15 protein-coding genes are annotated in these 21,077 nt (G+C 43.7%); 13 read left to right on the forward strand and 2 right to left on the reverse strand.

Going from position 1 to position 21,077, the window contains the following annotated elements; all coding sequences use genetic code 11:
• Positions 1 to 2: 2 nt before the first annotated feature.
• The gene (locus ACGHEH_RS17990) at positions 3 to 1,205 is read right to left on the reverse strand and encodes a hypothetical protein (protein ID WP_390448101.1); all 1,203 of its coding nucleotides are present in this window, start codon (positions 1,203 to 1,205) and stop codon (positions 3 to 5) included.
• A gap of 239 nt (positions 1,206 to 1,444) precedes the next feature.
• Here ACGHEH_RS17990 and ACGHEH_RS17995 point away from each other — a divergent pair, with 239 nt between their 5' ends.
• Positions 1,445 to 4,165, forward strand: coding sequence for an ATP-binding protein (locus ACGHEH_RS17995; protein ID WP_390448104.1), 2,721 nt, complete (start codon positions 1,445 to 1,447; stop codon positions 4,163 to 4,165).
• A gap of 35 nt (positions 4,166 to 4,200) precedes the next feature.
• Here the strand turns inward: ACGHEH_RS17995 and ACGHEH_RS18000 are convergent, their stop codons facing one another.
• Entirely contained in the window at positions 4,201 to 7,170 is a 2,970-nt protein-coding gene (locus tag ACGHEH_RS18000; protein ID WP_390448107.1) for an EAL domain-containing protein, read from the reverse strand.
• 481 nt (positions 7,171 to 7,651) lie between these two features.
• Here ACGHEH_RS18000 and mraZ point away from each other — a divergent pair, with 481 nt between their 5' ends.
• Genes mraZ through ACGHEH_RS18060 form a run of 12 tightly spaced genes read left to right on the forward strand, consistent with a single transcriptional unit; the run spans position 7,652 to position 21,076 of the window.
• Complete coding sequence (gene mraZ / locus ACGHEH_RS18005) at positions 7,652 to 8,110, forward strand: division/cell wall cluster transcriptional repressor MraZ (RefSeq protein ID WP_390448110.1); 459 nt, start codon at positions 7,652 to 7,654, stop codon at positions 8,108 to 8,110.
• Positions 8,111 to 8,134: 24 nt separating this feature from the next.
• Positions 8,135 to 9,070 carry a 16S rRNA (cytosine(1402)-N(4))-methyltransferase RsmH gene (rsmH, locus tag ACGHEH_RS18010; RefSeq protein WP_390448112.1) on the forward strand — a complete coding sequence of 312 codons (936 nt, stop codon included), beginning with the start codon at positions 8,135 to 8,137 and terminating at the stop codon, positions 9,068 to 9,070.
• The gene (gene ftsL / locus ACGHEH_RS18015) at positions 9,070 to 9,393 is read left to right on the forward strand and encodes a cell division protein FtsL (protein WP_349284722.1); all 324 of its coding nucleotides are present in this window, start codon (positions 9,070 to 9,072) and stop codon (positions 9,391 to 9,393) included. The genes rsmH and ftsL overlap by 1 nt, the downstream gene beginning before the upstream one ends.
• Positions 9,390 to 11,207: a peptidoglycan D,D-transpeptidase FtsI family protein gene (locus ACGHEH_RS18020; RefSeq protein WP_390448117.1), complete on the forward strand. Its 1,818-nt coding sequence runs from the start codon at positions 9,390 to 9,392 to the stop codon at positions 11,205 to 11,207. The genes ftsL and ACGHEH_RS18020 overlap by 4 nt, the downstream gene beginning before the upstream one ends.
• On the forward strand, positions 11,197 to 12,681 hold the full coding sequence (locus ACGHEH_RS18025) for a UDP-N-acetylmuramoyl-L-alanyl-D-glutamate--2,6-diaminopimelate ligase (RefSeq protein WP_390448120.1): 1,485 nt from the start codon (positions 11,197 to 11,199) through the stop codon (positions 12,679 to 12,681). The genes ACGHEH_RS18020 and ACGHEH_RS18025 overlap by 11 nt, the downstream gene beginning before the upstream one ends.
• Positions 12,678 to 14,081: a UDP-N-acetylmuramoyl-tripeptide--D-alanyl-D-alanine ligase gene (gene murF, locus ACGHEH_RS18030; RefSeq protein ID WP_390448122.1), complete on the forward strand. Its 1,404-nt coding sequence runs from the start codon at positions 12,678 to 12,680 to the stop codon at positions 14,079 to 14,081. The genes ACGHEH_RS18025 and murF overlap by 4 nt, the downstream gene beginning before the upstream one ends.
• Positions 14,075 to 15,157 carry a phospho-N-acetylmuramoyl-pentapeptide-transferase gene (gene mraY / locus ACGHEH_RS18035; RefSeq protein WP_349284718.1) on the forward strand — a complete coding sequence of 361 codons (1,083 nt, stop codon included), beginning with the start codon at positions 14,075 to 14,077 and terminating at the stop codon, positions 15,155 to 15,157. Before murF ends, mraY begins: the two co-directional genes overlap by 7 nt.
• The gene (murD, locus tag ACGHEH_RS18040) at positions 15,158 to 16,483 is read left to right on the forward strand and encodes a UDP-N-acetylmuramoyl-L-alanine--D-glutamate ligase (RefSeq protein ID WP_390448125.1); all 1,326 of its coding nucleotides are present in this window, start codon (positions 15,158 to 15,160) and stop codon (positions 16,481 to 16,483) included.
• Complete coding sequence (gene ftsW / locus ACGHEH_RS18045) at positions 16,483 to 17,655, forward strand: cell division protein FtsW (RefSeq protein WP_390448200.1); 1,173 nt, start codon at positions 16,483 to 16,485, stop codon at positions 17,653 to 17,655. The genes murD and ftsW overlap by 1 nt, the downstream gene beginning before the upstream one ends.
• A gap of 2 nt (positions 17,656 to 17,657) precedes the next feature.
• Positions 17,658 to 18,713, forward strand: coding sequence for an undecaprenyldiphospho-muramoylpentapeptide beta-N-acetylglucosaminyltransferase (gene murG, locus ACGHEH_RS18050; RefSeq protein WP_390448203.1), 1,056 nt, complete (start codon positions 17,658 to 17,660; stop codon positions 18,711 to 18,713).
• Positions 18,714 to 20,171, forward strand: a complete 1,458-nt coding sequence (murC, locus tag ACGHEH_RS18055) for a UDP-N-acetylmuramate--L-alanine ligase (RefSeq protein ID WP_390448128.1) — start codon at positions 18,714 to 18,716, stop codon at positions 20,169 to 20,171.
• Positions 20,168 to 21,076: a D-alanine--D-alanine ligase gene (locus ACGHEH_RS18060; RefSeq protein ID WP_390448131.1), complete on the forward strand. Its 909-nt coding sequence runs from the start codon at positions 20,168 to 20,170 to the stop codon at positions 21,074 to 21,076. The genes murC and ACGHEH_RS18060 overlap by 4 nt, the downstream gene beginning before the upstream one ends.
• Position 21,077 lies beyond the last annotated feature (1 nt).

The following is a 21,077-nucleotide window of genomic DNA, read 5'->3' on the forward strand; positions in this document are numbered from 1 at the left end:
TGTTATTGCATCATGCTTGCTGTTTTTGGGTTGGCAAGTAGTTCGCTAAATAATGCCCAAATCTCTGCTTGCGTGCCTTTTTTTGTTTGATTTTCAATATAGTCCTTAACGATATCTTGGCCAAGGTTGTAATTGATAACATAAGCGCGGTTAGCTTTAATAAAGCCTAGGCGTTGTTGCGCCTTTTTCTCTGTGACTAAGGTGTATTTTATAAGTAATTCTATGGCTTTTTGATCGTCAATCTCACCATCTAAATAACGTTTTGCGACCATGTTATCAGCATATGATAGTTGCTGTTTTACAGCCTGTACTTGGTAGTACAACTCGACCTTGCTGGCATCTAGTCCAGCCAATGGAAATAAAACGTCTCTTTCAAATTTGATACGTTCAGAATGTGGGAAAACCACATCAACGCCGAAATTGGCACTGCCTTCTGCAAGTAATGACATCGGCGAGAACAGCGGGTACACCGAGTATTCAATCCAGCCTTTCCCATTAACTAAATGTTTTTCCATGAGGGAATTAAATACATGGTGCCCTGGATAGCCTTCGTGACTGGCTAAGTCTATGGCGCGAGCAATATAAATGGGAAAGTCTGTATTCACTTGAATTAAGCTAAAACTGTTTCCTTGATACCAGTTGTAGCCGCTCCACACTTTATCTTGAACATATTCGATGGTGAAGCTCTCCTGTTCTTCAAGTTCTATGTATTGCTTAGTTCTTTTACGAGATTCAACAACAGCCGCTTTAAACACACTATCTAGTTTGTCTTTAGGGATCACAAACTGCTCAATAAAATTATTCATACGCTCACTGACTGAGCCTTGTCCTGGCAGCATTAAGTCTAATTCATTCAGTGCTTTATCTAGTTCGGCCTCGGTAATGTTTGGAGAAACGGCGTCGTATAAACGCAAAGACTCATCATCAAAGTTGACTTGTTCGTTATTGATAATTTGGATGAAGGTCAACATTGACTTAGTTTGTACTTGAAGAAACGCTTTACGCTGTGATTGCGTTTCTGAGTTTTGCACTTGTTCTAATTGCTCAAGCAGCGTTGAGATATCTTCTTTTAAGTCTTTTAAAGGTCGCTTCTCACCCGTTCGCCACTCACTAGGGCCATAATAAGCATCGACATAATAAGGATGGTGCTCACCCATAGCCAAAGCTAATTTTACATACTGTTCTGCTAAATTATCTAGGGTCATGGGAGTGTCCTCTTCGGTGTTTAACATGTTTGAATGGCAGCCCAAAAGTGTGGCTAACAAACAAAGAATAACGAGTGTGATACGCATGATGGAGTTCTGCTTGGTTAAATGGAATGCGGATCATAGCTGAAATAAATATTGTATACAATTTGAGTTTTAGGGACTTTGATATAAAACACCGCTTAGTCTGATAACTTATGCTATGTTTTTAACATGTTTGAAATTATGTATTTATGGTTATGCTGAAAGCTGAGGGTATACAAGACGCTCCTTTTACAATCAAAAGTGGGTATTTTTTAGGTATTACCATTAGCTGTTTTGTATTGGGTCTGTTTGGCACACTGTTCAATATAGAGCCTGGTTTTGCAAGTGCGATTTGGCCCGCTGCTGGTTGGTCTGTTGCCTGCCTGTTGGCATTTGGTCGATTTTCACTCCTGCCATTATTCTTCGGAACACTATTAGCAAACTTATATAATTCCGGTTTTTTTGGTGTCCCCTTTGATTTCTCAAATATCTTTTGGAATGCTTTACGCAGTGCCGCAGGCGTACTGCAGTGTATTTTTGCTTACTCATTAATGAAGCGCTTTTGCCGTTTTCCGCTAAATTTTCAATATGCAGAAACACTTATTAAAGCGCTCTTATTAGCCGGGCCTATCGCCAGTATAGTATCGTCTTCTTTCGGCGCGTGGAGCTTATTACAGCAAGGTTTCATCCATTCAGATAGTCTAATGTTTGTATGGTTTACCTGGTGGGTAGGCGACACCGTTGGTGTATTATTTTTCCTACCGCTATGTACTTTTTTGTTTAAAAGCCGCAGCTATACAGAAGTCAGTCATAAATCATGGATTTTAGCGTCCGCATGCTTACTGTTTATCACAGTATGTTGGACCTTTAATTACTCTCGTAATGTCTATTATGACAACCATTACACTCGCTTTGCGAACATCACTGAGCAAAAGCTAGTTTCGATGCAGTTATTAAAAAATTCTATTGAAAATGATTTAAAAGCGCTCGGGGTATTAATGCAAACGGGTCATACGATGAATATCGATGAATTTGAGCATTATAGCTATTTTTTAAGTGATGATTTTGAGCTATATCGCGCCTTAGGATGGGTTGATTTTGTTCGAACTGAAAACCTTGCTGCTTGGCAAAAGTCTCTGGCGCAGTCGGGCATTGCAGATGCAAAAATCAAACAAGCCCCCGACAGCAATGAGATTGAAGATATTTTATTACCTATCAGCTTAATAGCCCCATATAAAGCCAATGCACCAGCAATTGGTTTAGATGTCATGAGCCACCCTATTGCGGGGCCGGCTGCGGCAAAAGCGATTAAGCAAAAAACGCCCATCGCAACAGCGCCATTAGTGCTGGCGCAACAAGCGAATAAAGCGACAGGGAATGTGGTGTATTTTCCTGTTTTTGATAAAAATGACCCCGATAGGTTATTGGGGTTGAGTGAAGTTGTACTCGAAATTGATGTTATCGTTGAGCGAATTTTATCAACTAGCCGATATAAACATAGCTTCAGTTACACTTTAAGTGATTTATCAAAGCAAGACTTTTGGTATAGCTATACGCCTGAAGTTAAGCATGATCTTCATGATTTGCACTTTACCACAGAATATCAAATAGATTGGTTTGGTCGTAGTTGGAAGCTGAGTTTTGAAAGTACCGAGAGCTTTGAGAACAACAATAAAGACTGGTTAAGTTGGTTAACCCTCACAATAGGGTTGATAGTTGCCGCATTGGGCATGTCATTTACCATGATTTTAGCTGGGTTTAATGAGCAGCTAAGAGTGCGTGTCGATAAGCAAACTGCGCAACTAGAAGAGCTGGTGGTTGAACTAAAGCAAGCAGACAAAGTTAAGAGTGAATTCTTGGCAAATATGAGCCATGAAATTCGTACACCGATGAATGGGATCTTGGGTACTTTGCAACTATTACTTAAGACGGCATTAAGTGAGAAGAACCATGAGCTGGTAGCCAGTGCGCTGGGCTCAAGTCGATCATTATTAGCGATATTAAATGACATTCTTGATTTATCTAAACTTGAAGCTGGTAAGGTCAAGATAGAGAGTGCACCACTGTCGATAAAAAGTTTAATTGATCAAGTGATCAGAAACCAATCTCGAGCAGCAAAAGCAAAAGAGCTACAGCTAAGTATTGAGATAGCATCTGAAGTTTGGCTATTTAGACAAGGCGATAGCACACGTATTAAGCAGGTGCTTGAGAATATTATTTCAAACGCCATTAAGTTTACTTCAGATGGAGAGGTCAAAGTCACTGTTTCAGAGATGGGTGATGATCAGGTTGTCATTACAGTGAAAGACACTGGAATAGGGCTCAGTGACGAGCAAATAGCACGTCTCTTTAATCGTTTTGAGCAAGCCGATGCGTCTACAACAAGAAAGTATGGCGGTACAGGACTCGGTTTATCTATTTCTAAACAGCTAGTTGGCTTAATGGGTGGTGAGATCTCTGTATCAAGCCAACTTCACCATGGCAGCAGTTTTGAGGTTGTTTTACCGCTCATAAAAATACCTGCAGAGCAGGTTATTGAAACAGCAGAAGTTCATGCAGATCTCCCTGATCTGCAAGAGTATAAGATCTTGGTCGCTGAAGATAATCAGGTAAACCGCTTGGTCATTAATGCAATGCTGGCACCAACACAAGCGAGCATAGACTTTGCTGAAAATGGCTTGCAAGCAACTCAGATGGCGACAAACCAGCATTATGATTTAGTGCTGATGGACATTCAAATGCCTGAAATGGATGGTGTGCAGGCCTGCCAGATAATCAAAGAGCAACTCCCTAAATTGCCCATCGTTGCTTTGACAGCCAATGTAATGGAGCAAGATGTTAAAACGTATCTGAGCTCAGGTTTCACCGCTCATCTAGGTAAGCCGATAGAGATAGACGGCTTGATGAGTTTGCTTAAGCGACTTTTAGACTCTTAATCATATTTTGTATTTAGTTTTTTAATTAAGCTGTTTTAAACGCCTTTCATAAACTCTAAATAAGCTTTTTCGGGCATTGGCTTAGCGTAATAGTAGCCCTGACCATAATCGCAGCCTGCAGCAAGCAATTGCAGGTGTTGTGCTTCGGTTTCAATGCCTTCAGCAATCACCTTTAAGCCCAGTTGATGTGCCATCATGATCATGGCTTCGCATAGTGCAAGATCATCAGGGCTTTCAGCAATGCCATCCACAAAGCGCTTATCGATTTTAATAAAATCGGTATCCATTTGCTTTAAATAAGCCAAAGATGAATAACCAGTCCCAAAGTCATCGAGTGCTAAAGCAAAACCTTGCTTTGATAATTGATTTAAACGCGACTGGGTACGCTGTTGAGCATTCATCATTAAGCCTTCAGTGATCTCAATGACAAATTGCTCAGCATTTAAAGAAAGCTCATCAAGGTGTGTTTTCCAATCAACTAAACGGCTATGTTTAGAAGAAAACTGTATCGGTGAGACGTTAATACTCAGTTGTACTTGCTGCTCTGCAGATATGAGTTTCTTTTGAGTGCGACAAGCTGATGCAAAAATAAATTCGCCAATTTCTAATATAAGTTGTGTTTCTTCAGCAAGTGGAATAAACATCGCTGGACTTATAATGCCCTTATTTGGGTGCAGCCATCTGATCAGGGCTTCGGCTTTGACTGCCTTACGTGATGACATCTCAACGATAGGTTGATAATACAGTTCAAATTGCTGCTTTTGTATCGCAATACGTAAATCTTTCAGCAGTTGCATGCGTTGTTCTGTAGCATGACGCATCTCAGCGTCAAAAAAGGCAAAGCCGTTACGCCCTTGTTGCTTAGCCAAATACATAGCTTGATCTGCTGCTTTTAGCAGTAAGCCACTGCTATTACCATCTTTAGGTGCGGCTGCAATGCCGACACTGGCACTAATATGGCAAGCTTCATTATCAAGATAAATAGCTGGTTTAAGCGATGTAAGCACTTGCTCAGCTATTTGCATCAGGTGCTCATGTTGGGTACTTTCAGAAATCACTAATACAAACTCATCGCCACCTATACGAGAAAGTAAACTACATTTACCTGCCAGCTGGTTGAGTCGATTGGCAACTTCCCTGAGCAGTTTGTCGCCATGATAATGACCTAAGCTGTCGTTAATATCTTTGAAGTGGTCGAGATCGAGTAGCAGGATGGCCAATGAAACCCCTTCACTGAGTTGCTGCTTCAAATGACGTTTCAGTTCTAAGCGGTTCGCTAGTTCAGTGAGTTGGTCGAAATGAGTACGACGCCAAATCAACTCATCTTGACGCTTTTTCTCACTAATATCAGTGAAAATGGCGACTCGTCGGTAAGGGTTGCCTGCATCATCATAAACAGAGTTAATGGTAAGCCATTCGGTAAATAACTCGCCATTTTTGCGTTTATTAATGATTTCACCTTGCCACGCACCTTTAGATTGGATCTGCTGCCACATGTCATCATAAAACTGCTTAGTATGCTTTCCTGAGCCCAGTAATGCGGTATTTTTACCCAAGACTTCAGCTTTAGAGTAGCCGGTGACTTTTTCGAAAGAGGGGTTCACATCCAAAATAATACCGTTAGCGTCGGTGATGGTCATACCCTCACTCGAGTTCTTATATACCATGGCTGCTAACTTCATCGCTTCTTCTTGTTGCTTACGCGCTGTAATATCACGCAGCACAATAATAGCTTGCTGGTGGGTATCTATGAGGTTGGTTCGAGCTTCAAAGGTATGGAGATTGCCATCGACTTGCGCGGTAAATTCAAATTGATTTGTGTCACTGAGAGAATGGTTTTGTAATGTGTTAAGTAATTGATCACAGCTATGCTGAGGCAGTAGATCGAGTATATGCTTGGGCGGGCTCGAAAAGGTGACATTAGACGCCAATACTTTGCCTTCGTTATCAATACGCAAATAGGTATCGGGTAGCGCCTGGATCAGGCTAGCTAATTCGGCATGTTTATGTGCGAGCGCATTCTCAGCGGTGAGCCTTTGGGTTGCCATATTTTCAAAATTGCTCGCGATACTTTTAAACTCAGGAGATAAGCCACTTTGTTGAAAGCGAGTTTTGTTCCCTTTAGCAAAAGCATCTAGTGCATTTTGGAGTGATTTTAAAGGTTGCAGGAGCACTTTATTGAGCTGTTTACGTGCTTGCCAAAACATAAGTAACAGCGCGGCAATAAATAAAGTAAAGATTAGACTAACTTTGCGATTTGCGGCGGCAATAGCATGCTCAAAGGGAATAGATAAATGTAGCGTAAGCTGACTACTCGAAGTGTTTTCGACGATATGTTGTCGTAAGTAAATTCTGCGCTCACCAGTTGGGGCTTCAAATTGTAAAACCCCTTGAAAGTGCATATTGGGCCAATGCTCATTGGTAGGTTGGCCGAGTTGTGCATAATCAAACGGATAATTGGCAACTATATTGTGATCAACATCGGTAATAATTGCTTGAGAGTTAGCTGGTAGAGTCAATTGATTTAAGCTTTGACTCCACTGTTCTAGTAATTTAGCTACAGCAAGTATATGAGTTAAGTTACCGTGACGATCAAAAACAGGCATCGCAAAATTGACGGTTAAGCGGTTAATTGAACGATCAACCTGAAACTGACCAATCGCGAACTGCTGTGTGTTTAAAGCGCTTTGAAAATAACGTCTGTCTTTTATGCTTATGCTTTGATTGGTGTTTTTTACTGTGCATAACACATCACCATTCAGGTCTATCAAACCAATATTGGCAATGTTAGGGGTGATCAAACTGGCATGAGTAAGCAGGCTACTGCATTGGCCATTACTGGCTTTTAGCAGTTCATCATGTTTCGCCAATTGGGAAAGTAATCTTCTGGTTGCGTTGAGATCGGCACGCTGCAGCTGTGAGATCTGTAATGCGAGCGCACGCGCTTGTTGCTCGTGCTCTTTTAAAATATCTGTACGCTCTTCAAGTAACTGAAAGAGGATCACGGCTAAGCCTGGTAGGCAAAGCAAAAAGAGTAAGCGATTAAAGCGACGTGGTATTGATAAATTTAAAATAATAACGCTCGGTGATTTACAGCAGCAAGACTCTTAATTGTATAAAAAATCCAGTCTAGCGCCAAGTTTAGTGATGAATTTAACTGATTACTCCTTGTACAAGAAGATGAAACTCATTTTGCACGTCATAGCCTGTCGAAAAGTCATGCTTGTAAAATCATCATAGTGCGAAAAAATAGATGAATTTTTTGTTATAAAAAAGTTTTATTCCTGCCTTTTCGGGTTTTCTCAAGCATTTCATAGGCTTTCAGCAAAGCCGCATTTTATCTGGGTTTTTTGATATTTTCGGCTTAGTTTTCGGCTTGACAATAATACTAGTCAAGTCATAGACTGTGCAGTTGTGGGAAAAAGTGGTTTTTTGTGGATCAAATTGGATCTGAAGGGTTAAAAATACGATAAGGTTGGTTGCTCCATGTTTTCAGGTGCAAGTGCGCTAAATTTAGATGATAAAGGTAGATTTGCGATACCAACTAAGTATCGCCAACCAATTTTGTCTGAAGAGCAGGGCTCGCTGATTTGCACTATTGCGATTAACGAACCATGCCTTTGGTTATACCCTCGCAGCGAGTGGGATGAAATTGCCGCTCGACTTGTAAAGCTCTCCAGTATGAATCCAAGAGCGCGTCGATTGCAGCGCATGCTGGTTGGGCACGCCACTGAGTACCAATTAGATAAGAATGGCCGCATTTTACTTTCTCCGGCATTACGTAACTACGCAGGTTTGGGGAAAAAGATCATGCTAATAGGGCTATTAAATAAATTTGAGATTTGGGATGAGTCGAAATGGCACCAGCAAATGCAGCTTGATACAGAAATTGAGCGTGCAGGTGACTTTGAGATGACGCCTGAATTTGAAAACTTTTCGCTTTAGAAAACAAAAAGGCTTACATAACGCATGACTGCGCAATTTACCCATGTATCAGTTTTGATGAATGAAACGTTAGACGCGTTAGATATCAAAGCCGACGGTACCTATATCGATGGCACATTTGGCCGAGGCGGCCATTCGGGTCAAATTCTAAGTCGTTTGGGCGAACAAGGTCGTTTACAGGCTATTGATCAAGACCCGCAGGCGATCGAAGCCTCTAAGAAATTTGCTGACGATACCCGTTTTAATATCGCACATACGCGTTTCTCAAACATCGAATCGGTGGCAACAGAAGCGGGTATTCTGGGCCAAGTCGATGGCATTTTATTAGATATTGGCGTTTCTTCCCCGCAATTGGACGATGCTGATCGCGGTTTCAGCTTTATGAAAGATGGTCCACTTGATATGCGTATGGATCCAACGTCTGGTCGTAGTGCCGCGCAGTGGTTAGCTGAGGCTGAACTTGAAGACATCGCGTTTGTGATCAAAAAGTATGGTGAAGAAAAGTTTGGCCGTCGCATAGCGCATAAAATTGTTGAAACCCGCGACGAAACACCGATTACCACTACGAAACAGCTGGCTGATTTAGTTGATGAAGCGGTACCTGTGAAAGATAAGCACAAGCACCCAGCAACACGCACTTTCCAAGCAATTCGTATTTATATCAACAGCGAATTAGAAGAAATTCAAACTGCATTACAAGCGTCGCTTTCGGTATTAAAGCCTGGCGGTCGTTTGGTGGTGATTTCATTCCACTCTTTGGAAGATCGCATCGTTAAGCAGTTCATTAAGAAACAAAGTAAAGGTGAGGCCGTTCCTCGTGGCTTGCCATTAACTGAAGCGCAGTTGAATAAAAACCTGACACTGAAGGCGTTAGGTAAAGCCATAAAACCAACTACTGAGGAAATAGCTGCTAATCCAAGATCACGTAGCTCAGTATTGCGAGTAGCGCAAAAACTATAATGAACAAACCACAAAGCCGACAGCCTAAGCTGTTTAATGAGATATTTGCAGGCCTTTTAGCGAATAAGCTAACGGGCTTTTTGCTTATTTGTATCTTTGCTTCGGCTTTGGGGGTTGTACAAGTCACTTATCTGTCTCGTCAGCAAGTGATCCAGCAGGATAAACTCTTACAAGAGCGTGACGAATTGGACTTGCAATGGCGTTACTTACTGGTTGAAGAAGAGTTCTATTCACAACATGCGCGCATCGAAGAAGTCGCAACCACGCAGCTAGAAATGAAGCGCCCAACCAGTAAAGATGAGCAAGTGGTGGTGTTGCCATGAAAAAAGCAAAAGCCAATAGCTCAAAAACACTCATAACTTGGCGCTTTGCATTGGTGTGTACTGTGTTAGTCATGGTGTTTTTAACGCTGATGGCCCGTGCTGCCTACTTACAAGTGATTGAGCCCGATCATGCTCGTGAAGAAAGTACAAAACGTACAGTGCGTGTTGAAACTCTAAAAGTGCAACGCGGCATGATTTTTGACAGAAATGGTAAAGAGCTCGCTGTCAGTGTGCCCGTTGTGAGTGTCTATGCCGATCCGCTTGCCCTAGATAAAGCGCTTGGTAAAAGAGTCATTCGTGCTGCGCGTAAAAATAAAGAAGATCATAAAGCGCTGGCTGAAAATGAAGAAGAAATGACATACCGCAAGCAAGTTCGGTATGACAATGATATTCGTTGGCGCGAGCTTGCAGACGTATTACAAATTGATCACGAAGGAGTGGATGAACGTTTGCGTGACAATCCTGCACGCCGATTTGTTTATTTAAAGCGTCAAGTCACGCCTGCAGTTGCAAGCTATATCAGTCAATTAAAATTGCCTGGCATTCATTTACTCGACGAATCAAAACGTTACTATCCGAGTGGCGAAGTCACCGCGCATGTGTTGGGTTTTACCAATATAGATGGCAAAGGCATCGAAGGCATCGAAAAGCTATTTGAGAATGCCCTTACAGGTGCAGAAGGTAAAAGAACCATTCGTAAAGACGCACGTGGTCGTGAGATCCAAGTGTTATCTGAAGAGCAACGTGTTGAGCCAGAAGATATTCAACTCAGCATTGATTTACGTATTCAAGCGATTGCTTATAAGGCCTTGAAAAGTGCGGTACTGAGCTATCAAGCGACTTCAGGCTCAGCCATGGTGGTGGATGTGAAAACCGGTGAAGTGCTTGCTATGGTAAACAGTCCAAGCTTCAACCCGAATGATATGCGCGATGCACACCCTTACAAACGCCGAAATCGCGCCATTACTGATTTATTTGAGCCCGGCTCAACGCTTAAACCGCTGGCTGTGTTAGCGGGACTAGACCATGATGTGATTGAAGCCGATGACACCATCAATACCTTTCCGGGTTGGATGCGCCTAGGTGGCAGCTTAGTTAAAGATGAGCGTAATCACGGTGAAATGACACTAAGAGAAATTCTTAAAGTATCGTCGAACATGGGCGTGGCTAAAATTAGCCAAATGCTGCCTAAAGAATATCTCGTTGGTTTATACCAAAAAGTAGGCTTTGGAGAAGATACAGGCACCTTGATGGTGGGTGAGAGCAGTGGTTTGTTTTACCCAAATCGTCGTTGGTCTGATTTTGAAATTGCAACCTTATCATATGGCTATGCGGTTTCAGTGAGTACCGCGCAAGTAGCACGTTTATATGCCACATTTGGCGCTGGGGGAATTTCTCGCCCTTTAACCATCCTAAAACAAGATACGCCGCCAGAGGGTGAGCGTCTATTCAAAGAGGAAGATGTCAAAGCGGTTGTAGAAATGATGGAGTCTGTATTTGAAAAAGGCGGTACCGCGGCAAACGTCAAAGTCGATGGCTACCGTGCAGCGGGTAAAACCGGTACTTCTGAGAAAGCAGTAGCCGGTGGTTATGGTGATGAATATGTTGGTTACTTTGCCGGTGTAGCCCCAGTTACAAACCCGCGCTTAGCTGTGGTGGTGATGATCAATGAGCCTGGCGGTGATGTTTATTACGGTGGTCAAACAGCAGGCCCTGCATTTGCAGAAATCATGTCGAACGCATTACGTATTTTGAATGTGGCACCTGATAAAGGCCGCGTTGCTTATTTGTCGGAGAAAAAAGATGCGCTTTAATTTATCTCACACATTAGCAGCGTTAAACATTGAACTTTCAGAGGCAAAAATCCCCACAAAAACTGCTGACTTGCAGCTCGATAGCCGTGCTGTAAAAGCCGATGATGTATTTATTGCCATTAAAGGCCATATAAGTAATGGCGAAAACTTTATTGCTGCGGCTTTTACCAATGGCGCTAGTTGTGCCTTGGTCGATGTAACCAGTTTTGCAGCGCAGGATCAAAGTTTAGGCTTGCTGATCCCTGTCCAGAATTTGGCTGAGCGTATCGCTGAAATTGCCAAAACTTACTATCAGAGTCCGACCGAGCGTATAAAAGTAATGGGTGTAACTGGCACCAATGGTAAGTCAACCACGACTGCCATGATAGCATCGCTCGCAGAGGCCATAAATGCACCAGCTGCGGTTGTCGGTACTTTGGGTTATGGCAAAGTAGATGAGTTAACGCCTCTGCAAAACACCACGCCGTCGTCTGTGGACTTACAACGTATTTTTGCAACGCTTGCAGAGCATAATCAGCTAGCAGCCATCGAGGTTTCATCTCATGGTTTAGTGCAGGGCCGTGTAAAAGAAACACAGTTTAGTACGGCGGTTTTTACCAATCTATCTCGCGATCATTTAGATTATCACGGTGACATGCACCGTTATGCCGACGCAAAGCGCTTGCTGTTTACAGATTGTATGCCAAAACACTGTGTTTTAAATCATGACGATGCAGTTGCCCAAAGCTGGATCGCACAATCTAGTTTTAGCAATCTAGTGGTATATGGCAAAAAACCAACGGCACACAATTTTTCTCAGTTTGTTTGGTTTGATGAGGTTGAATGTCATCAAACAGGTATTCGTGCAATGCTCTTCACTTCTTGGGGGGAAGCGACCATTAATGTACCGCTATTTGGTCAATTTAATCTTTATAACCTAGCAGCTGCGATGGCGGCACTCTTGGTTGAAGGGTATGACTTTAGTGCATTGTGTAACGCAATTTCTTCTCTGGAGCCAGTTGCGGGTCGTATGCAGGCATTTTCGGTTGAGGACAAACCAACTTGCGTGGTTGATTATGCCCACACCCCGGATGCGTTGACTTTGGCGTTACAAGCACTTCAGCAGCACGTACCCGGGCAAGTGACTTGTGTATTTGGCTGCGGGGGCGATCGCGATAAAGGCAAGCGTCCTATGATGGCGCAAGCGGCTGAGCAAAACGCCGATAAGCTGGTGATCACCAGCGACAACCCGCGCAGTGAAAATCCCGACGATATTATCGCAGACGTTAAGGCTGGGCTCAGTCAACCTGAGTATGCTTACTGCCAACCTGACCGAGCTAAAGCTATTGCCTATGCAGTTGAGCACACATCTGCTTCAGGCGTGGTACTGGTTGCTGGCAAGGGACACGAAGATTATCAAATTATCGGTGATCAAACGATCACCTTCTGTGACAGAGCATGGGTAATGAAAATTTTAAAAGGGGATAAAGCATGATCACAATGGATTTTGCTTGGCTTACAGCCGTATTAAACACCCCAGTAAGTTGTGGCGAGAATTTATCTGTCAGCAATATCAACACCGACACCAGAACAATAAAAAATGATGAGGTGTTTTTAGCACTGAAAGGGCCAAACTTTGACGGACATAAATTCGTCCAGCAAGCGTATGAAAAAGGCGCCATAGCAGCGATTGTCGATAAACCAGTGGAATGCGATATTCCTCAGTTTGTGGTAGCCGATACACGCTTAGCTTTAGGACATATAGGTGCTGCCGTAATGACACAAGTAGCGCCAAAAACCATTGCTATTACGGGCAGTGTGGGCAAAACCACAGTAAAAGAAATGTGCGCAGCGATTTTGTCGCAAAAAGGCAAAGTGCTGGCAACCAATGGCAATTTTAATAACGACATTGGTGTTCCGTTGACGTTAATTCGTTTGTCGGAAGACGACGAATATGCGGTTATTGAACTTGGTGCAAACCATATTGGTGAGATTGCTTATACCACGCAAATGACCAAACCAGACGTTGCTGCCATTTGTAATGTTGCACCAGCACACATTGAAGGTTTTGGTTCAATTGAAGGCGTGGCGCAGGCCAAAGGTGAGATTTTCTCTGGCTTAAAAGCAAATGGTTGTGCTGTATTTAACTGCGATATTAATCCTGAATTTCGCCAGATGTGGGATAGCAGCATGTTTGATAAGCGTATAAAACGCATTGCCAGCCATGAACAGCTAGATATTTGGGCTGAACAAGTCACGCTAAACGACACCGCTCACGCCAGCTTCTTACTTTGTGATGGTGAACAAAAAGTACCTGTGACGCTGGCGTTACCAGGTGAGCACAATGTCACCAATGCACTAATTGCAGCGGCCCTCACAACTGAACTAGGCGCTAGTTTAAATGAGGTGGCTGCGGCGCTTGAGAGCATGAGTGCAGTCAAAGGTCGTGTGAACCTTATTAAGGTCAACGAAAATTTAACCGTGATTGACGATACCTACAATGCCAATGTGCGCTCGGTCAAAGCGGCAATCGATTTATTGACTAAAATGCCAGGCTATAAGGTGTTTGCCTTAGGTGATATGGGCGAGCTTGGTGAACATGCTCGTGAGTATCATCAAGAAGTAGGCGAGTATGCCAAACAGCAAGGTATCGACGCGTTATTTACCCTAGGGGTACTGAGCCGTTATAGCAGTGATGTGTTTGAAATTGCCGATAGACACTTTTCGACACGCCCGCATTTATTGGCCGCAATTAATCAAACTTTAGCGGCGCAAAATGGTCCATGTACTGTGATAGTGAAAGGCTCTCGCAGCGCGCGAATGGAATTACTAGTAGAAGAATTAATAACAACAAGTGGTGAACAAGCAGCCACAAATGGAGTATCAGCATGTTAGTGTGGTTGGCTGAATATTTAACCCAGTATTACAGTGGCTTTAACGTCTTTTCTTACCTGACGCTGCGTGCGATTTTAGGTATTTTAACGGCGTTATTGTTATCGCTTTATTTCGGTCCGATTTTGATCCGCGCACTACAGCGCATGCAGATTGGTCAAACGGTACGTGATGATGGTCCAGAATCACATTTATCTAAGTCTGGTACGCCGACCATGGGTGGGGTATTGATCTTAGGCGCTATTTTTACCAGTACCCTAATGTGGGGCGACTTAAGCAATAAATATGTGTGGGTGACGCTCTTTGTTTTAGGCAGTTTAGGTGTTGTCGGCTTTGTCGATGACTATCGCAAAGTGATCCGCAAAGATTCAAAAGGCCTAATTGCTCGTTGGAAATATTTCTGGCAGTCGGTGATCGCTATGACTGTGGCGAGCTTCTTATACTTTACTTCACTAGACCCAAATGAAACCGTGCTAGTTGTGCCTTTCTTAAAAGAAGTGATGCCGCAACTTGGCATTTTCTATTTGGTTATGAGCTATTTTGTGATTGTCGGTACATCTAATGCGGTAAACCTCACCGATGGCCTAGATGGCTTGGCGATAGTTCCGACTATTTTAGTGGCATCAGCCCTTGCGATTATTGCCTATTTAACTGGTAACGCAAATTTCTCGGAGTACTTACATTTACCGCATTTACCACTGGCCAGTGAGCTGGTCGTAGTGTGTACCGCCATTGTTGGTGCGGGCCTTGGGTTCTTATGGTTTAACACTTATCCTGCACAGGTCTTTATGGGTGATGTGGGTTCATTGGCACTAGGTGGTGCGTTGGGCATTATCGCGATTTTAGTGCGTCAAGAGCTTGTGCTGTTGATTATGGGGGGGGTGTTTGTAATGGAGGCGCTGTCGGTCATTTTGCAGGTCGGTTCATACAAGCTACGTGGCCAGCGTATTTTTAGAATGGCACCGATCCACCATCATTATGAATTAAAAGGTTGGCCGGAGCCGCGTGTGATCGTGCGCTTTTGGATTATTTCGATTGTATTAGTACTCGCTGGATTGGCAACGCTGAAGATCAGATAAATGCAGTATTTAAACGAGTTAAAAAATAAAAACATCACTGTGCTCGGACTGGGAATTACCGGTCTGGGCATTGTGCGTTTTTTACTGTCTCACGGTATTACGCCGCGCGTGGTCGACAGCCGCTCTGTACCGCCGGGTTCGCAATGGCTTGCCGATAATGCCCCTGACTGTGAAGCGGTGTTTGGTTCGCTGGCACAGGCGAGTTTACCGAGCGCTGATTTAATCATTATCAGCCCTGGTATTGCGTTATTTGAGCAAAGTGTTGCTGAAGCGATAGCGCAAGGTGTTGAAGTGATTGGTGACATCGAGCTGTTTGCTCGTTTGAACATGAAACCTGTCATCGCGGTAACTGGCTCAAATGGCAAATCGACGGTGGTGAGTCTTGCCACTGAAGTGCTTACCCAAGCCGGTTACAAAGTGGGGTTGGGTGGCAATATTGGTACCGCAGCGCTCGACCTTCTTGAACAAGACTTTGATGTGTTTGTCTTAGAGTTATCTAGTTTTCAACTCGAAACCACGCAAAGTCTAGTTTGTACCAGTGCCATGATCTTAAATGTCACTGAAGATCATATGGACCGTTACCCTGATTTCGCCGCCTATTGCCAAGCAAAACAGCGAATTTATCAACATGCCAAGCATGTGGTATTTAACGCCATAGATAACAATACACTGGCCAATGCAGGTGTCGGTGTGAGTGTAGCATTAGCGCAAGCAGATTATTGTCTTCAGACACATGACGGTGGTTTGTATTTCGCTGCACATCAGCAGCCTGTTTTGCCTGTCTCTAGTTTGACTATGGTGGGTAAACACAACCAGTTTAATGCGTTGGCTGTAATGGCATTGCTTGAGCCTTTTAACATTGATAAAGCGGCATTTGCAGCAGCATTTAAAAACTTCACAGGCCTGGCACATCGTTGCCAGTTAGTGACTGATGTAGCTGGGGTAAAATACTTCAATGATTCTAAAGCAACCAATGTCGGTGCGACGGTCGCTGCACTTGAAAGCTTAAAAGATGATGTAAACAAAATCGTGCTTATTGCCGGTGGTGATGCCAAAGGGGCTGATTTATCACCTTTACGTGAGCCATTGCAAGCTGCTTGTCGCGCTGTGATTTGTTTTGGTCAAGATGGAGCAAAGTTTTTACCATTACACGAACAAAGCCACCTAGTTGCTGATTTACAACAAGCCATTTTAAAGGCGCAGTCACTGGCACAAAACGGCGATGCAGTGTTATTAGCACCGGCCTGTGCCAGCATAGATATGTTCCCGAATTATATGATTCGTGGTGAAGCTTTTTGTAAAGCCGTAGCGGAGCTTGCACCATGATGACCTTCGCTGAGCTAAGAATGCAACTTACGCCAAAACAGTCAAATGCACTTTTTGATGTACCTTTGTTGTACGCCATGCTGTGTTTAATCGGCATTGGTTTTGTGATGGTGACCAGTGCTTCTATGCCAGTGGCTGAGCGACTTTATAACAACCCTTATGGCATAGCGATGCGTCACGGGGTGTTTTTAGGATTAGGTTTCTTTTTATTTTGGTTTAGCACTAGCGTGCCAATGAACTGGTGGAAGAAGTGTAATCCTTATTTATTATTCTTTGGGCTATTTCTATTGTGCTTAGTACTGGTAGTAGGCCGAGAGGTGAATGGCTCGAAACGTTGGATCCCCATTGGGCCGATAGGTTTTCAGGTCGCTGAAGCTGCCAAACTTTACTTTTTTAGTTACATTGCCGGTTACTTGGTTCGTAAGCGCGAAGAAGTGCAAGAAAACTTAAAAGGCTTTGCTAAGCCCATCGCTGTATTTGCGGTTTATGCATTACTGATTTTAAAACAACCTGACTTAGGTACCGTAGTGGTTATGTTTGTGACGACAGTGGGTCTGCTGTTTTTAGCTGGCGCTAAGTTATGGCAGTTTTTTATGCTGATCTTAACGGGCATTGGCTTGATAGTGGTGCTAATTGTCTTTGAACCCTACCGCTGGCGACGAGTTACTGGCTTTTTAGATCCTTGGGATGACCCATTTGGCGCTGGCTATCAATTAGTTCAGTCACTCATGGCTTATAGCCAAGGTGGTTGGTTTGGTCAAGGCCTAGGTAATAGTGTGCAGAAGCTGCAGTATTTACCTGAGGCGCATAACGATTTTATTTTTGCGGTTATCGCCGAGGAGCTAGGCTTTGTCGGCGTAACTAGTATCTTGCTGTTGCTTGGTGTTTTGGTATTTAGAGCCTTATTAATCGGCCAGAAAGCATTAAAGCATGGTAAAGAATATGAAGGCTATTTTGCTCTGGCCATTGGTATTTGGTTTGCGTTCCAAACCATGGTGAACATTGGAGCAAGTGCCGGCATTTTGCCAACCAAAGGCTTAACTTTGCCGTTTGTATCTTACGGCGGCTCGAGCTTTTTAATTATGGTGATTGCAGCGGGTGTGCTGCAGCGTATTGATTTTGAAACTAAGTTATCGAGCCGACAAGCAACGGCGAGGAGTGGGCGACGATGACAGTGAATAAACGTTTAATGGTGGTCGCCGGTGGTACGGGCGGTCATATTTTCCCGGGCATCGCGGTTGCAGAGCATATGCAGCAACAAGGTTGGACAGTGTCTTGGGTAGGCACTGCCGACAGAATGGAAGCGCAATTAGTGCCAAAGCACGGTTTCGAGATTGATTTTGTCGAAGTCCAAGGCGTGCGCGGTAACGGTATTACTCGTTTACTCAAAGCGCCATTTATGGTGCTAAAAGCCATATTAGCGGCAAAAAAAGTTATCAAACAGCGTAAGCCTTCGGTGATCTTAGCCATGGGCGGATACGTCACGGGCCCTGTTGGCATTGCTGCAAAATTATCTGGCGTGCCTTTGGTGATCCACGAGCAGAATGCAGTGGCTGGGTTTAGTAATAAGCTTTTGGCAAAAGTCGCTAATCAAGTGTTAGCAGCTTTTCCTAATGCCTTTGAAAATAACGCCGAAGTGGTTGGCAATCCAGTTCGAGCCAGTGTCAGTTCGATTGCAAAAAAACCACAGACAGAACAATTGAATGTGCTAGTTGTTGGTGGCTCGTTAGGCGCGCAAGTACTAAACGAGCGTCTGCCAGAGGTATTTTCGACATTGGCAAAAGACTTTTCGTTGAGTGTACGCCATCAAAGTGGACGTAACAACCAAGATAAACTCAAAAGTGCTTATGTTGGTCGCGAATTAGATGCACAAGTTGATGAATTTATTCACGATATAGATGCAGCCTATGCATGGGCAGATTTAGTCATTTGTCGCGCAGGGGCTTTAACTGTCAGTGAAGTGGCTGCAGCGGGAAAAGCAGCTTTGTTTGTGCCATTAGCACATGCGGTTGACGACCACCAAACAGCAAATGCTCGCTATTTAGTCGATCAACAAGGTGGTTTGCTTATGTCGCAGCAAGACTTTACAACTGAGCGATTAGTTGAGTTATTAACACCGTATTTTGAACAGCCAAGTTTATTGTCTGAGATTGCTGATAAAGCAAAGCAGTTGGCGAAATTTGATGCCACCGAACGCGTCGCGAAGGTGTGTGGTGAGTTGGCAAAATAAATGAATTTAAAGAAAGAGACGCAAGTGAACGAAGCGAATAATCGAAGAGCAATGAGACGCATCAATACGATACATTTTGTCGGTATTGGTGGTGCTGGTATGGGCGGTATTGCTGAGGTACTAGCCTATGAAGGTTATCGTATTACAGGCTCTGATATAGCACAAAACGCGATGACAGAGCGTTTGATTAAAGCGGGCGCTGAAGTCTTTATTGGTCATCACGAAAATAACATTAAAGATGCCAATGTGGTTGTGGTATCGACAGCGATTGATGTCAATAACCCTGAAATTAAAGCCGCGAAAGCAGCGCGAATTCCAATTGTTCGTCGTGCTGAAATGTTGGCTGAGCTCATGCGTTATCGTCATGGTATTGCCATTGCGGGTACGCATGGTAAAACCACCACAACCAGTTTGATCGCAAGCATTTTTGCTAAAGCAGAACTTGACCCCACGTTTGTCATCGGCGGTCTGTTAAATAGTGCGGGTACTAATGCCAAATTAGGGACCAGTGATTATCTAATCGCTGAAGCCGATGAAAGTGATGCTTCCTTCTTGCATCTACAGCCAATGGTATCGGTTGTTACCAATATCGAAGCAGATCATATGGATACCTACGAGGGTGATTTCGAGAAGATGAAAGACACCTATGTGGAGTTCATCCATAACTTACCTTTTTATGGCTTGGCTGTGGTATGTATTGACTCGGACGTTGCTGCTGAACTTATACCTCGCTTTGCACGCCCAACCATTACTTATGGTGAGCATGAAGCGGCAGACTATCGCTTAGTGGATTTCAAGCAAACGGTAAATAGCAGCGAATTCAAAGTTGTCACTAAGTCAGGCGAAGAGATCGCGGTGCATTTAAATATGCCGGGTAAACACAATGCGCTGAATGCGACTGCGGCAATTGCCGTGGCGAAAGATCACAATATCAGCAATGCTGCGATTTTAGCAGCACTCACAGAGTTTGAAGGTATAGGCCGTCGCTTCCAACATTACGGCACATTTGATAATGAACAAGGTAATGTGATGCTGGTTGACGATTATGGTCACCACCCATCAGAAGTTGATGTCACCATTGAGGCAGCAAAAGCAGGCTGGCCTGAGCGTCGATTGGTGATGATTTATCAACCGCACCGTTTTACACGTACTCGTGACTTATATGAAGATTTTGTCAAAGTACTCTCTAAAGTTGATCAACTTATTTTGTTAGATGTATACAGTGCTGGCGAAGCACCTATTGTAGGTGCTGACAGCAAGAGCTTATGCAGAAGCTTACGTCAAAGAGGTGTAGAGCCAATTCATGTTTCAGACAATGAAGAGTTGGGCAAAGTCCTTTCGAATGTTTTACAAGACAGCGACCTTGTGATCACACAAGGTGCCGGCAACATTGGTCAAATCGTTAAGAAGTTGGCAGCAACTGAAATGTCACTCGCTGCGTTAAAAGGTGAATCATGAAACAGTTTGGTAAAGTAGCAGTATTACTTGGCGGAACGTCTGCTGAACGTGAAGTGTCATTAAATTCAGGTAATGCCGTTTTGAATGCATTGATTGCAGCTGGCGTTGATGCGTTTGCGTTTGACCCGGCAGAACGTGCGCTTTCAGAGTTACAAACCGCAGGCGTTGATCGTGTATTTATCGCTTTGCACGGTCGTGGTGGTGAAGATGGAACCATTCAAGGCGCACTTGAATTTATGGGGATCCCATACACTGGCAGCGGTGTGTTGGGCAGTGCTTTGGCAATGGATAAAATTCGCTGTAAGCAGCTGTTCCAGTCAGCACAATTAAGCACTGCCGCATTTGCGGTTGTTGATGCGAAAGCGGGCTTTGATGCAGCCAACATTATTAATGAGTTTGGCAAAGTCATGGTGAAGCCAAGCCATGAAGGCTCAAGCATAGGTATGGCTCAAGCCGAAACTGCAGAGCAATTAACCGACGCTTTAAATAATGCCTTTAAGTATGACGATCAGGTTTTAGTTGAGCAATGGATCACCGGCCGAGAGTTTACTGTTGCTATGTTAGGTAATGAAGCATTACCTGTTATTGAAATGGTAACCCCGCGTGGCTTTTATGACTACGAGGCCAAATACAAAGTAAATAGTACTGAATACCATTGTCCAGCGGCATTGAGCGATGCGCATACGCAGCAATTACAAATTATGGCGACGCATGCTTTTGCTTTAGTTGATGCGCAAGGTTGGGGCCGCGTTGATGCAATGCAAGATGAAAATGGCCAATTTTACTTATTAGAAGTGAATACTGTGCCAGGCATGACAGAAAAATCCTTGGTGCCTATGGCGGCCAAAGCGGTTGGCGTAACTTTTGAGCAATTAGTTGTTCGCATTTTGGAGCAAACGCTTTAAT

The sequence above is a fragment of the Pseudoalteromonas sp. MTN2-4 genome (genome assembly GCF_042848605.1).
Classification (GTDB): domain Bacteria; phylum Pseudomonadota; class Gammaproteobacteria; order Enterobacterales; family Alteromonadaceae; genus Pseudoalteromonas.

Bases quoted from the DNA above. Each gene is read 5' to 3' on its own strand.
- ACGHEH_RS17990 (WP_390448101.1), bottom strand. From the start codon at position 1,205: ATGACCCTAGATAATTTAGCAGAACAGTATGTAAAATTAGCTTTGGCT.
- ACGHEH_RS17995 (WP_390448104.1), top strand. From the start codon at position 1,445: ATGCTGAAAGCTGAGGGTATACAAGACGCTCCTTTTACAATCAAAAGT.
- mraZ (WP_390448110.1), top strand. From the start codon at position 7,652: ATGTTTTCAGGTGCAAGTGCGCTAAATTTAGATGATAAAGGTAGATTT.
- rsmH (WP_390448112.1), top strand. From the start codon at position 8,135: ATGACTGCGCAATTTACCCATGTATCAGTTTTGATGAATGAAACGTTA.
- ftsL (WP_349284722.1), top strand. From the start codon at position 9,070: ATGAACAAACCACAAAGCCGACAGCCTAAGCTGTTTAATGAGATATTT.
- ACGHEH_RS18020 (WP_390448117.1), top strand. From the start codon at position 9,390: ATGAAAAAAGCAAAAGCCAATAGCTCAAAAACACTCATAACTTGGCGC.
- ACGHEH_RS18025 (WP_390448120.1), top strand. From the start codon at position 11,197: ATGCGCTTTAATTTATCTCACACATTAGCAGCGTTAAACATTGAACTT.
- murF (WP_390448122.1), top strand. From the start codon at position 12,678: ATGATCACAATGGATTTTGCTTGGCTTACAGCCGTATTAAACACCCCA.
- mraY (WP_349284718.1), top strand. From the start codon at position 14,075: ATGTTAGTGTGGTTGGCTGAATATTTAACCCAGTATTACAGTGGCTTT.
- murD (WP_390448125.1), top strand. From the start codon at position 15,158: ATGCAGTATTTAAACGAGTTAAAAAATAAAAACATCACTGTGCTCGGA.
- ftsW (WP_390448200.1), top strand. From the start codon at position 16,483: ATGACCTTCGCTGAGCTAAGAATGCAACTTACGCCAAAACAGTCAAAT.
- murC (WP_390448128.1), top strand. From the start codon at position 18,714: ATGAATTTAAAGAAAGAGACGCAAGTGAACGAAGCGAATAATCGAAGA.
- ACGHEH_RS18060 (WP_390448131.1), top strand. From the start codon at position 20,168: ATGAAACAGTTTGGTAAAGTAGCAGTATTACTTGGCGGAACGTCTGCT.